Below are 12,259 nucleotides of genomic sequence, written 5' to 3' on the forward strand. Positions count from 1 at the left end.
TAGCCGCCAGGAGCGACTCACGCGACACCCCGCGCAAGGCCGGGGAAAACGAAGCGGGCCGAAGCCGACAGGTCGGGGGGCGCCGCACCACCCTCGTCAAAGCGAAAGCGGGCGGCGCGGGCTACCATGGCGCCGTTGTCCGCCGAGAGTCTCGGAGACGCGAAGAAGAGCCGTCCCACCCCCTCGAGCCTCAGTTCGAGTTCGTCGCGCAGCCGCTGATTGGCGCTCACACCTCCGCCGATCAGCACGCGACGGCAACCGGTCTCAGCCACCGCGCGCAAAGTCTTCGTGGCGAGCACATCGACCGCAGCCTCTTGGAAAGCCGCTGCGACGTGCCGTCTTTCAGGCTCGAGAACCCCATCAGCGTTCAGACCACGGACGAGCTCGACCGTCGCAGTTTTCAGACCACTGAACGAGAAATCGTAGTAACCGGGATCCTCAGGTCGCTGGTTCCGGCGCAGCATGGGCCGCGGCAGTTGGTGCCGCGTGGGCTCACCTGCCTCAGCCAAGCGCTGGATCTCCGGGCCGCCGGGATAGGGGAGGTCGAGCAGCTTCGCGACCTTGTCGAACGCCTCGCCAGCGGCGTCGTCGCGGGTCTCGCCCAGCAGAACGTACTCCCCCCAGGCCAGGACATGGAGCAGCATCGTATGTGCACCGGAGACCAGAAGCGCGATGAAGGGAGGCTCCGCGTGCGGGTCCTCGAGTGAGGGAGCGAACAGGTGCGCCTCCATGTGGTGGACTGCGACGAACGGGCGACCCAGCGCGAACGCAACGGCCTTCGCCCAACAGACCCCGACGAGCAGCGCGCCGATCAATCCCGGGCCAGCCGTCGCCCCGATGAGGTCGATACGGTCTAGGGTCAGCCCCGCCCGCGAGAGCGTCTCGTCCACGACGGAGTCGATCTTCTGCAGGTGGGCTCTGGCCGCGAGCTCCGGGACGACACCGCCATAGATTTCGTGATCATCCTGCGACAGAATGACGTGGCCGAGGATGCGGTTGTCGCCATCGAGCACCGCGGCGGCGGTCTCATCGCACGACGTCTCGAGCCCGAGCACATAAGGCGCTCGCGGCTCGCTCACGTTCCGCCTCTCCGGCCACCCACGTCCTGGTCCGCCACTCTACGCACGGTGACGATGTCGGGCTCCGGCACGGCGGTGACGAGTTCCGGCACGCCTTCGAGGCGGACTCGCACCTGCCTCTCTTCGCCCTCCGCCATGCCCCGCAGTTGGTCGGGCCGCACCCAGATCCGAACAAGGTCGGGGTTCAGACCGGTGACCAGCGTTCGCGCTCCGGTGAGCTGGACCGCGATGGCCACCGGATCGACGACCACCTCGTTCCCGACACCTCCGACGTCCACGCGGACGGGCAGCCCCGAGAGAGTCCGCACGACCTGGTCTTCGACGCGAACGGCGAGCGTGGACGCCGCGGAGACCACGATCGCGCCAGCCAGTCCGGTGGTATCGATCTGCACGTTGAAGATCCCGGACCGCTCCACCGACTGCAGGTCGAACGGCACGAGCGGTACCGAGTCCAGCCCAACCAGTCGGCTGGCCGGGCCTCGGATGCGTATGGAGCTCGGGCTCAACGTGAGCGGGGACGCCAGCGCGAGGTGACTCGGCACTTCGCCTCGCACGCGCAGGGCCAGGGGAAGCGTCACCGTGATGGCCGGCTCGAGCGTCACCCTGATGTTGGCAGGCGAGACCGACACGACCGTGAGCCCGGTTCCATCCCCGAGCCCGACCCATTCGCGGCGCAGCGAAATGAGCGTGTCGGAAGAGCCCACCGACTCGAGGGGGACGCGTAGGGTGGTACCGACTCGAGCGAGTCGGAAGATCTCACGAGCTGGGCCCCCGAGTCGCAGTTCCGCCACCGCGGGGGTCGGGGGACCGGCCAGGATCCACGCGGTATCTGCGACCTCGACCAGAATCGGAATCGACGAGAACGTCTCACTGTTGCGGGGCTCGGTCTGCACCAGCCACCAGAGAAAGATCGCGAGCCCCAGAGCGGACAGCTTCAAGCGCCAGTTGTGGAGCGGGGCACTGGCTGCGCCAGGCATCGGTGACGGCTAGTCGCCGAGGAGCCGGCGGATGAGCTCCTCGTTCACAGGGGCATCCCACTCGGTCGGCCCCGCGATCTTCTTCACGATCATGCCTTGCCTGTCGATCACGAAGCTCTCGGGTACACCCGTGGTCTGATAGACTCGCTGGATGTCACCCGCAGGGTTGTGCAGGATCGTGAAGGTGAGCCCAAGGTTCACGGCGAAGGCCTCCAGATCCCCTCCGGGGCGGCCCGCCAGATCCGTCTCGCCAACGCGGGCATCGATACTGACCGCGAGAATCTCGAAGTCCGTGCCCTCCAGAGCCTCGTAGAGGCGCTGCATCGCCGGCATCTCTTCTAGGCAGGGACCGCACCAAGTCGCCCACACGTTCAACAGCACGACCTTGCCGCGGTACTGTTCAACCGTCACGGTCGAGCCATCCATCGCCGTCATCGCGAAGTCCGGCGCTAGCGAGCCCGTGATGACGGGCCGATAACTCTCCCGACCCACCCACGCCGCGGTCACCACGGCGGCAACCCCGAGCATGGCCCAGAGATACGGCGAGCGAATAAAACTGCGCTTCATCAGACGTCTCGGAAAGCCTTGTGGGACAACGGTTCACGGCCCCTCACGGCGCCTCGAATGCTACGGTCCAAGGGAGTCAATGTTCCGTCTGCCTCCCCCGCCTCCCAACGGACAGTTGAACTTCGGATCCACGCTCTAGTTCGATGTCCGCCGCAGGTTCCTGCTCGACCACAATGCCTTGGTCACGGCCGAACCGGAAGACCTCCTGCACATCGGACACCACGAGCCCGAGAGAATCGAGCAGTTGCACGGCTTCTTCCTCCGCGAGCCCGAGCACGAGAGGCATCGGAACGAGCGGGGGACCCGTGCTGACGACCATGCGGATCCCGGCCGGAAGCGCCACGATGGTATCGGCGGGCGGGAAGATCTCCACGACGCGTCCGCGTGGCACTTGCGACGACGCGGTATCGATCGAAACCACAAAACCGCTGCTCTCCAGAACGATGCGGGCACGGTCCTCGTCGAGCGTCGTTACGTCCGGCACCGACCGCATCTGCGGGCCGAGGCTGACGGTGACGCGCACGGGGCTGGCGGGTGTTGCGACCTGCCCTGGAAGCGGCGACTGGCCGATGATCAGTGCCTGCGGGACGGAGGGGTGCGACAGAGAGTCGATCACACCCAACCGGAGCCCCGCACCCGCGAGCCGCTCGCGGGCGCTCGGCAGCCCGAGGCCACGCATATCCGGGACCTCGAACAGGTCGCCCGGCGGGGGAGGCGCGGGAAAGAGCAGCTGGGTAGAGATCAGGTATCCGCCCGTCCAACCGAGAAGCGCCAGACCCCCGAGCGCCGCTAACATACGCGAACCGACTTCAGGGAAACGCCAGCCGCGCTTCTTCGACTTCGCGGCAGCCCGCGAAGGACGTCTACGCCGCCCACCGCGCCGCCGGGCGAGCGAGCCGCCGAGCCTCATGTGCTCCTCCTCAGGCGAGCGGCGAAGGCCCCGTCGAAACCCGTCTCGTGGGGGTTCACGACCAGCCTCCCCCGATCATCGAGGAAGCGGGCGTGCACGGCTTCTGTAGCCTCGACATGGAAGTCACCGTTTTCGACCAGGAAGGCATCGATCTGCTCTTCGTTCTCTTCCGGTTCGAGCGCACACGTCGAGTATACCAGGAGTCCGCCTGGAGAGACGATGCGCCCAGCCGCCCGCAGCAGCTCCTCCTGCAACCCGGCGAGCTCATGCACGGATGATGGCGTTAGGCGCCAACGGGCGTCGGGGTGCCTGGCGAAGGTCCCTGTGCCCGTGCACGGCACGTCGAGAAGCACCACGTCGGCGCGCGTGATGGGCGGGTGCAGAGCATCCGCGACCACGCATCCCAGGCGCTGTCCCGTCCTGTCCATGTTCTCCCGAATCATACGCATGCGTGATTCCGAGCGGTCGGCGGCCAGTGTGAAAGAGGCTCGCCCCGCGACGGCGAGCGCCTTGCCGCCGGGGGCAGCACAAAGATCTGCAACCTTCGTGCCCGCCCCTACATCGGTGTACTGGCTCACCAGACGCGCCGCAGGGTCCTGCACAATCGACTGGGGCAGCGCCCGGAGCGCGGCGAGGGGACTCGATCCGGGCTCGAGCTCCACGCAGTCGGTCCCGAAACCCACCTCCGTACTCTCGATGCCCGCTGCGGCGAGTCGGGCGACGGCCTCCGGCGCGGGATGCTCCAGCGGCACCAGAAAGAGCGCTCGCCGGGCATTGTTGGCCGTGACGAGAGCCTCTACCACGTGACCCGGCCATCGGGCGAGCCAGCGGTCGACGAGCCAGCGAGGATGGGAGCCCCATGTGGCGAGGTAGTCGGCGCGCGCCAAGGCGGGGTCAGGAAAAAGCTCGGCCCCGTCTCCGGCGTCGGCCACGCAGCGCAGCACCGCGTTGACCAGGCCGCCCGCCCCCTTCCCCGCGACTGTGCCCGCGTGAGCCACCGACTCGGACACCGCGGCGTACGTCGGTACCGATCCCATGTAGAGGAGTTGATAGGCTCCTAGACGCAGCAGCTCGAGCACCTTCGGGTCGAGCGAGTCGAGGCCGCGATGCACGCAAGGAGACAGCAACCGATCGATCCGGCCGCGCAGCCGCGTGACCCCGTACGAGAGTTCGTGCGCGAAAGCGCGGTCCCTCGGCTCGAGGTCGGAGACCGTCTCCGCGAGCGCGACGTCGAGCCGGCGTCCGCGCTCGACCTGTTCTCTGATTCGGAACGCCGCGAGGCGTCCGGGACCAAGAGAGGTCAGTCGAGCATCCCCCTCGTGGGCGACGACGGAACGGCGATCTCCCGGGATGGCATTCGCCCAGCCAGGAACGCCAGACGACCCGCGGCAACAGCGTGCCTCATCGCGTGAGACATGCGCACAGGATCGTCCGCCTCCGCCAGCGCGGTGTTCATGAGCACGCCGTCAACGCCCTGCTCCATCGTTACGCATGCGTCGGACGCGGTTCCGACGCCCGCGTCGACGATCACGGGTACCTCGAGCCGCCGCTTGATCTCGCGAATGAAGTACGGGTTCACAACGCCGAGCCCACTCCCGATTGGGCTGGCAAGCGGCATGACCGCGACGCAGCCGGCATCCTCGAGGCGGAGCGCAGTGATGAGGTCATCGTTCGTATACGCCATCACCTTGAACCCCTCGTCCGAGAGGATTCTTGCGGCTTCGACGGTCGCCTGCACATCGGGCAGCAACGTCGTCTCGTCGCCGATCACTTCGAGCTTTATGAACTCGTTGAAGCCCGCTGCTCGGGCCAGACGAGCGTACCGAATGGCGTCTTCGGCCGTATAACATCCAGCCGTGTTGGCGAGCAGGAAAAACTCTTCGGGGCTGAGGTGGTGGAGAATCGCCTCTTCCTTCGTGCGGTCGAGGTCGACCCGGCGTACGGCGACCGTCACCATCTCGGCACCGCTCGCCCTGATGGCCTCCACCATGACGTCGTTGCTCTCGTATTTCCCGGTCCCGACGATCAGGCGGGACGTGAACTCCAAGCCACCGATGTGGAGGGGACCATCGAGGGCTCGCGTGGCCATGGCTAGCCTCCGCCCACGAAGTGGACGAGCTCTATCGTGTCACCTTCCCGGACCTGGTGTTCGTCGTACGCGTCGCGGCCCAGAATCTCGTTGTTGAGCTCCACGACAACCATTCCGGGGTGCAACTCGAGCGACTCGAGTAGGGTGTGGACCGTTTGCCCTGGCTCGATGTCGCGATCTTTGCCGTTCACTCGCACCTGAATCGTGTCGGTCGCGCTCACGTCAAATCTCCTAGAAGGGAAAGATACTCGCCCACCGCCCGGGCAGGATCGTCCGCGCCCCAGACACCGCGAATCACCGCCACCCCGTGCCCCCCCGCGTGCAGCACTGCCGAAACGCGCTCAGGAGTCACGCCTCCAATGCCCAAGAGCGACAGCCCGTCGGCGACCTCCGCTACCTCGGTCAGCAAGGCGGGGCCCCCGCCTGCGTCCCCCTGATGGGTCGGCGTCGGATAGAGTGTACCCACGAAGGCGTAATCCGCACCGTCCTGTCTGGCCTCGGTAGCTTCTCGTGCGTCGTGCACAGAGACGCCGACGGGGGCGGCCGAACCGACGAGCGCCCGAGCTTGTGCCACGGAGAGGGACCGCCGGCCGAGATGCACACCAGCCGCCCCCGTTGTGAGCGCGACGTCGACACGGTCGTTGACGAAGACGCGGGCGCCCGACTCGTCGAGTGTGACCAGCTCACGAACCAATTCGTAGAGCCTTCGCCCATCTGTCCTGGGACCACGCACGTGAAGAGCCAACGCATCGCCACCTGCCTCCAGCAGGGCCCGCGCGACATGCAGGAAGTCGGTTCGCGTCAGCACCAGGTCGTCCGTGACGACGTGGAGCCGTGGCACGCCGATCACTCGAAGCGCTGTCCCTGTTCGACCCCACGTCCGTTGATCCAGTCACGCGCCCGCATCCGCCGTTTCCCTGGAGGCTGAACCTCGGCTATCAGCACACCTCCGTCCGGCGTCGCGACCAGGACGCCTTGGGCCGGATCAATGGCGACCACCGTGCCCGGCTCGAGCGGCGGCTCTACGATGCGACGCGGAACTGTGCGTGGCCGGAAGAGCTTCACGTTTTGGCCGTCCAGCACTGACCACGCTCCGGGCACCGCGTCCATGGCACGGACGTGCCGCACAACCTCCGTGGCCGGCCGATTCCAATCGACGCGTGCGACGCTCCTGTCGATCTTGGGCGCGAACGTGGCCGCCTCATGGTTCTGCTCGACCTCTTGTGCACCGCCCGCGCTCAGGAGCGTGAGCGCCTCGAGCAGAGCCTTCGCACCCGACTCTGAGAGCCGCACCGAAAGCTCCGACGCGGTCTCGTCTTCAAGGATTGCTTCCCTCACCTGGTGGATGATCGCGCCCGCGTCCATCCGGGCGACCATGCGCATGATCGTCACGCCGGTCTCTCGGTATCCTCTCGCGATCGCCCAACTGATGGGCGCCGCACCGCGCAGTGCCGGAAGCAGAGACGCGTGCACGTTGATCGAGCCCAGTGGAGGGAGGTCGAGCACCTCGGGTCTGAGGATGTGGCCGTACGCCACCACCACCGACATGTCCGGCGCAAGCGCGCCGATGGACTGCAGGAACTCCTCGCCTCGCGGTCGTTCAGGGGTGAGGACTTGGAGACCGAGCTCGAACGCGACTTGTCTCAGCGCCGAAGGCTGAAGCCTGCGCCCCCGGCCCGCGGGGCGATCCGGCTGAGTCACGACCCCGACCACTTCGATCCCCTCGTCGCACAAAGCGCGCAGAGACGGCACCGCGAACGCCGGCGTGCCCCAGAAGAGAATGCGCATGGACGGCTTCCTAGATAGGGCTCGGCCGGCATCTCACGACTCGTCCTCAGCCCGCAGCTTCTTCCACTTTTTCATGAGCATGCGGCGCTTGAGCCCGCTGACGCGGTCCACGAAGAGGACGCCGTCGAGATGATCGATTTCGTGCTGCAACGCGCGAGCGAACAGGTCCTCCGCCTCGACCCTGATGCTTCGACCATCCGGGTCCACTCCCTCGACGTGAACGTCGGAGGCGCGCTCCACGACTTCCTCGAGGCCCGGGATGCTCAGACACCCCTCCGCTGACTTGTGCCTCTCGTCGCTGTGCCAGACGACGCGCGGGTTGATCAGAGCGAGGCGCACGTCCGGCTCGTCGTCCTTTCGCAGGTCGATCACGATGACCCGCTTGGAGATCCCGATCTGAGGCGCGGCGAGCCCGACGCCCTCGGCGTGGTACATGCTCTCGTACAGGTCCCGCACAAGGCTCCTGAGGTCGCGATTGAAGTTAGTGACCTCCAGCGCCTCCTCCCGGAGTACGGGGTCGCCCATCAGCACGATCTCACGTACCGCCATCGGTCCGCTCTGCCCTCCCTACTACTTTTTCTCTTCCTTGGGCTTGCCTTTGACGTCGAGCACGGACGCCACTTTGCCTCGGTCGACGGTGATGCGGGTGTTCTCACCCGTCCTCACCGTGAGGCGATTCTCGTCCACGTGAACGACCTTGCCGATGATGCCGCCGCTGGTGACGATTTCGTCGCCCTTCTTGAGGCTCTTCAGCATCCCTTCGTGCTTCCGCCGCTCCTTCGCCTGCGGCCGGATCATGAGGAAGTAGAAAATTGCGAAGATCAGCAGCATCTGGACCATGAAGATGGTGCTTCCGGCGCCCCCCTCCCGGTTAACCATGAGTAGGGCAAGGACAGGCAGCGTCACTGAGTCTTCTCCGTGGTGTTCTTAACGTTGCGATACCGCATTAGCCAATCGCGCGACCAGCTCTCGAAGGAGCCGCCTGCGATCCTGCGTCGGGCTTCTTCGGCCAGGCGCACCAGAAAGCGAAGGTTGTGGATCGAGAGCAGCCTCACCGACAGCCACTCGGCGGAAACGACGAGGTGCCTAAGATACGCACGATCGTAGCGCGTGCACGTGTAGCAGTCGCACTCGGGATCGACCGGACGAGTGTCTTCACGGAAGCGCGCCGCCTTCAAGTTCACCTGGCCCTCTGCGCTCGTCCAGACGGTCCCGTGCCTGGCATTTCGGGTCGGTGCCACACAGTCGAAGAGGTCGCAGCCCCGCGCTATGGCTTCGAGCAGGTCGTCAGGATATCCCACGCCCATCAAGTAGCGAGGACGATCCTCAGGCAACTCCTCGTGCAGCAGCTCCAGCACCGGCCACATGTCTTCCTTGGCCTCGCCAACGCTGAGCCCACCGATCCCGAATCCGGACCAATCGCCGGCCTGCATGAAGTCACGCACGTGCTCGCGTCGCAGGTCTTCGAAGATGTTGCCTTGCAGCACGGGGAAGAGCGCCTGGCTCGGCGCCGGCATTTCATGCTCGAGGGCTTCGAAGCGCTCTCGGCACCGCTCGAGCCAGCGCAGCGTGCGTACGTTCGCCGCTTCGGCCGTCGCGCGGTCCGCTCCCCCCGGCGGACACTCGTCGAAGGCCATGATCACGTCCGCGCCGAGTGTGCGCTGGATCTCCATGACCGACTCTGGCGTGAAGCGATGCTTCGATCCGTCGATGTGGCTCTGAAAGTCGACGCCGTCATCGTGCACGTCTCGGATCGCGGCCAGAGAGAAGACCTGAAAGCCGCCGGAATCGGTGAGAATCGGACCATTCCAGCGCATGAAGTCGTGGAGGCCGCCGAGCCGCGCCACGAGATCGTGCCCGGGCCTCAGGTAGAGATGATATGTATTCGCCAGCACCATCTGAGCGCCCAGCGCGTCGACCTCTTCCATGATCAGGCCCTTCACCGTGCCCTGCGTGCCCACCGGCATGAACGTCGGCGTGAGCACGTCCCCGTGCGGGGTCTCGAACACGCCCGAACGGGCCGCACCTTCGCTTGCTTGCAGGCTGAATTCGAACATGGCGCGGAATGTAACGCGTGCCCCTCCGTTCCAACCTCTCGCGGACGCCCCCGGCCGACGTTCTGCGTTCGGGCGATCGTGCGTACCACGGTCGGGCGCTTCGCACGGCGACTCCGGGATGTCTACTCGGAGATCGGCCCCTCCTTCCTCGGCATCATGTCGTCGCGCATTGCGAGTGCGTACACCGTCGCCGCCACGACGACGGCGGCCTGCTGAAGGTCCTCGATCACCAAGTGATCGAACGTGTCCAGCTCGGTGTGGTGCGTGTTGATCCCGTACTCGATGGGATCCTGGATGAAGTTGAAACCGGGAATGCCCCTGCGATCGAAGGACAGATGGTCGGTGCCACCCGTGTTGCCGTGCTTGACCGCCACCACGCCGAGGTCCCGGAACGGCCACAAGATTTGCTCGAAGACAGGCGTAGCGGCGGCGTTGCTCTGGTTCCAGATGCCGCGGAGCCGGCCAGTTCCGTTGTCGACGTTCACGTACGCCGAGATCTTGTCGTGTAGCTCAGGGTGGTTGTCGAGATACCTCGAAGAACCGATGAGCCCCTGCTCTTCCCCGCTCCACAGCGCGATGCGGATGGTTCGCCGCGGCTGCACGCCGATCGCTTTCAGAATGCGCATCGCTTCCATCATGATGACGGATCCGGCTCCGTTGTCGGTCGCGCCACCTCCCATGTGCCATGAGTCGAGGTGGGCACCGAGCATGATGAGCTCGTCGGCCTTGTCCGACCCCGGGATCTCGCCGAGTGAGTTGTACTGCTGGAGGTCATCCTCGTAGAAGCGGTTCTCGACCAGCATCTCGATCTCGACCGGCACGCCGTTCGTGACGTTGCGATAGATCTGGTTGTACTGCTCACGCGTGAGCGATACGTGCGGCAGGCCCTCCGGGGCGCCGGCCTGGCGGCTGCCTGCGCTGCTACCATCGATGACGCCGTCGCCTCTCCCCGAGATTCGCAGAAACGCCGCAGCCCCCTCGGCGACCGCCAGCTCCGTGAACGCTGCCTGGGCCTGCCGTATCGCCTCGCGGTCACCACCCCCGCGCCCACCACGACCGCCACGGCGGCCGCTGCGGGGTACCGCCGGGGCCAGCAGCGATTCGAGGGACATGCGCCGGTCGCGGTGTTCGAATTCTGGCGTTACCTCCGCCATGTCGCTCTGAAGAATGAAGGCGTCGGCGAGTCGCCCGCGATAGCGCTCCACGTCCTGCATGCTCTGGATCGGCGCGACGACGGCCTGACCGCGCACCGTGCCGTCGGTGCTGCCGGTCCACGCTCTCGGCTGCCCGTGCAGCGGCTGCTGGAACGGAGTCAAAATCCGGCCGGCGTAGCCCTCGTTGGACCAGCCTCGTCCGAATTCGCCCCAGGGCTCGATCACCACGTTCTCGAGACCGAACTCCTCGAACATCCGGACCGTCCACTCGTTGGCCTTTTTCATGCCGGGGGAACCGGTGAGACGGGGGCCGATCACTTCAGTGAGGTGCCGAGCCATCGCTTCGATCTGGGAGCGTTCGAAGCCCTCTTCTCGGATCTGCCGCACGACCTCGAGATCGACGGCTTCTCGAGCGATCTGCGCGGACGTCGCGCCGGGCTGAACGAGAAGCGCCGAGATCACGAGGGTCACGATCGGATGCTGACGTGGGAGCCGCATGGCTGTCCTCTACTGCAAGTCGGGTGGCAGGAAGCAGGTTGATCCGGGAAATGTACGCCGAGAGCCGGATCGAGCTACGGCCGACGCACCACAGCCATCGCGTCGCCGTACGAGTAGAAGCGGTACGGGCCCTGGATCGCCTCCGCGTAGGCGGCCATCGTGCGCTCGTACCCGCCGAGCGCGGCGACCAGCATCAGCAACGTCGACCGCGGCAGATGAAAGTTCGTGAGCAGGCAGTCGACGACCTTGAACGCGTAGGGCGGGCGAATGAACAGCTCCGTCGACCCGCTGCCAGCCGAGACGACGCCGTCGGCCGAAGCGACCGACTCGAGGGTTCGAACCGTGGTCGTCCCAACCGCCCACACCCTCCCGCCCGCCACCCGCGCACTGTTGATGCTCCGGGCGGCAGCGTCGGAGACCACGTAGCGCTCGTGGTGCATGTCGTGCAGCGCTGGATCGTCCGCCTCGACGGGCCGAAACGTACCGACGCCGATGTGCAGCGTAATCGCCGCCCAGGAAATCCCCTTGGCATCGAGCGCGCTCAATAGCTCGTCGGTGAAGTGGAGACCCGCCGTGGGCGCGGCGACCGAGCCCGCTTCGCGCGCGTACACGGTCTGGTAACGTTCGCGATCGAGCGGCTCATCGTCTCGGTCGATGTAGGGAGGCAGCGGCACGTGTCCGTGACGCTCCAGCGCCTCCGTAACGGAGCCCGCGGTGATGAGGCGCACGAGACGCCCACCGCCCGGAGCCGAATCCACGATCTCCACCGCCAAGTCGTCCGCGATCACGACCGTACGCCCGGGCTTGAGCTTGCCGCCGGGCCGCACCAGCGCCTCCCACACGTAAGGATCGTTCATTTCGCGTCCAGGACGCACGAGGAGGATCTCCGCGGGCGCACCGGTGGGCTTCCGCCCCAAGAGGCGAACCGGTAGCACTTTGCTCTCGTTGACGACCAGCACGTCACCGGACTCGAAGAGGTCGACCACGTCGCGGAAGCGGTGGTGCTGTAGGCGGGCCGGACCCGGTGGAACGACGAGAAGCCGACTCTCGTCCCTTCGCACGGCGGGATACCTCGCGATCCGCTCAGCGGGAAGCTCGTACTCGTAATCAGAGACGAGTGAGCCGTCGCGGCGACGCAAG

At 66.2% G+C, this 12,259-nt stretch carries 14 protein-coding genes; all 14 read right to left on the reverse strand.

Annotated features, from left to right (window positions below; genetic code table 11):
* Positions 1-17: 17 nt before the first annotated feature.
* On the reverse strand, positions 18-1,079 hold the full coding sequence (gene tsaD, locus IIB36_02810; GenBank protein ID MCH7530676.1) for a tRNA (adenosine(37)-N6)-threonylcarbamoyltransferase complex transferase subunit TsaD: 1,062 nt from the start codon (positions 1,077-1,079) through the stop codon (positions 18-20).
* Positions 1,076-2,056, reverse strand: a complete 981-nt coding sequence (locus IIB36_02815; GenBank protein MCH7530677.1) for a hypothetical protein — start codon at positions 2,054-2,056, stop codon at positions 1,076-1,078. Before IIB36_02815 ends, tsaD begins: the two co-directional genes overlap by 4 nt.
* Before the next feature lie 9 nt (positions 2,057-2,065).
* On the reverse strand, positions 2,066-2,623 hold the full coding sequence (locus IIB36_02820; protein ID MCH7530678.1) for a TlpA family protein disulfide reductase: 558 nt from the start codon (positions 2,621-2,623) through the stop codon (positions 2,066-2,068).
* 76 nt (positions 2,624-2,699) lie between these two features.
* Positions 2,700-3,533, reverse strand: coding sequence for a PASTA domain-containing protein (locus IIB36_02825; protein MCH7530679.1), 834 nt, complete (start codon positions 3,531-3,533; stop codon positions 2,700-2,702).
* Positions 3,530-4,660 carry an RsmB/NOP family class I SAM-dependent RNA methyltransferase gene (locus IIB36_02830; GenBank protein MCH7530680.1) on the reverse strand — a complete coding sequence of 377 codons (1,131 nt, stop codon included), beginning with the start codon at positions 4,658-4,660 and terminating at the stop codon, positions 3,530-3,532. Before IIB36_02830 ends, IIB36_02825 begins: the two co-directional genes overlap by 4 nt.
* A gap of 173 nt (positions 4,661-4,833) precedes the next feature.
* Positions 4,834-5,622 (reverse strand): thiazole synthase, encoded by a 789-nt coding sequence (locus IIB36_02835; protein MCH7530681.1) that lies wholly within the window; start codon positions 5,620-5,622, stop codon positions 4,834-4,836.
* 2 nt (positions 5,623-5,624) lie between these two features.
* Positions 5,625-5,825 (reverse strand): sulfur carrier protein ThiS, encoded by a 201-nt coding sequence (thiS, locus tag IIB36_02840; GenBank protein MCH7530682.1) that lies wholly within the window; start codon positions 5,823-5,825, stop codon positions 5,625-5,627.
* A 14-nt stretch (positions 5,826-5,839) separates the two neighbouring features.
* Entirely contained in the window at positions 5,840-6,463 is a 624-nt protein-coding gene (locus IIB36_02845) for a thiamine phosphate synthase (protein MCH7530683.1), read from the reverse strand.
* A gap of 5 nt (positions 6,464-6,468) precedes the next feature.
* Positions 6,469-7,410, reverse strand: a complete 942-nt coding sequence (locus IIB36_02850; GenBank protein ID MCH7530684.1) for a methionyl-tRNA formyltransferase — start codon at positions 7,408-7,410, stop codon at positions 6,469-6,471.
* A 33-nt stretch (positions 7,411-7,443) separates the two neighbouring features.
* Positions 7,444-7,959, reverse strand: a complete 516-nt coding sequence (def, locus tag IIB36_02855; protein MCH7530685.1) for a peptide deformylase — start codon at positions 7,957-7,959, stop codon at positions 7,444-7,446.
* Positions 7,960-7,980: 21 nt separating this feature from the next.
* Complete coding sequence (gene yajC, locus IIB36_02860; protein ID MCH7530686.1) at positions 7,981-8,316, reverse strand: preprotein translocase subunit YajC; 336 nt, start codon at positions 8,314-8,316, stop codon at positions 7,981-7,983.
* The gene (gene tgt / locus IIB36_02865) at positions 8,313-9,467 is read right to left on the reverse strand and encodes a tRNA guanosine(34) transglycosylase Tgt (protein ID MCH7530687.1); all 1,155 of its coding nucleotides are present in this window, start codon (positions 9,465-9,467) and stop codon (positions 8,313-8,315) included. Before tgt ends, yajC begins: the two co-directional genes overlap by 4 nt.
* A gap of 122 nt (positions 9,468-9,589) precedes the next feature.
* Complete coding sequence (locus IIB36_02870; GenBank protein MCH7530688.1) at positions 9,590-11,119, reverse strand: M20/M25/M40 family metallo-hydrolase; 1,530 nt, start codon at positions 11,117-11,119, stop codon at positions 9,590-9,592.
* A gap of 74 nt (positions 11,120-11,193) precedes the next feature.
* Positions 11,194-12,258: a tRNA preQ1(34) S-adenosylmethionine ribosyltransferase-isomerase QueA gene (gene queA / locus IIB36_02875; GenBank protein MCH7530689.1), complete on the reverse strand. Its 1,065-nt coding sequence runs from the start codon at positions 12,256-12,258 to the stop codon at positions 11,194-11,196.
* Position 12,259: the final 1 nt, after the last annotated feature.

The organism is Gemmatimonadota bacterium, assembly GCA_022560615.1.
GTDB lineage: Bacteria > Gemmatimonadota > Gemmatimonadetes > Longimicrobiales > Gaopeijiaceae > UBA1138.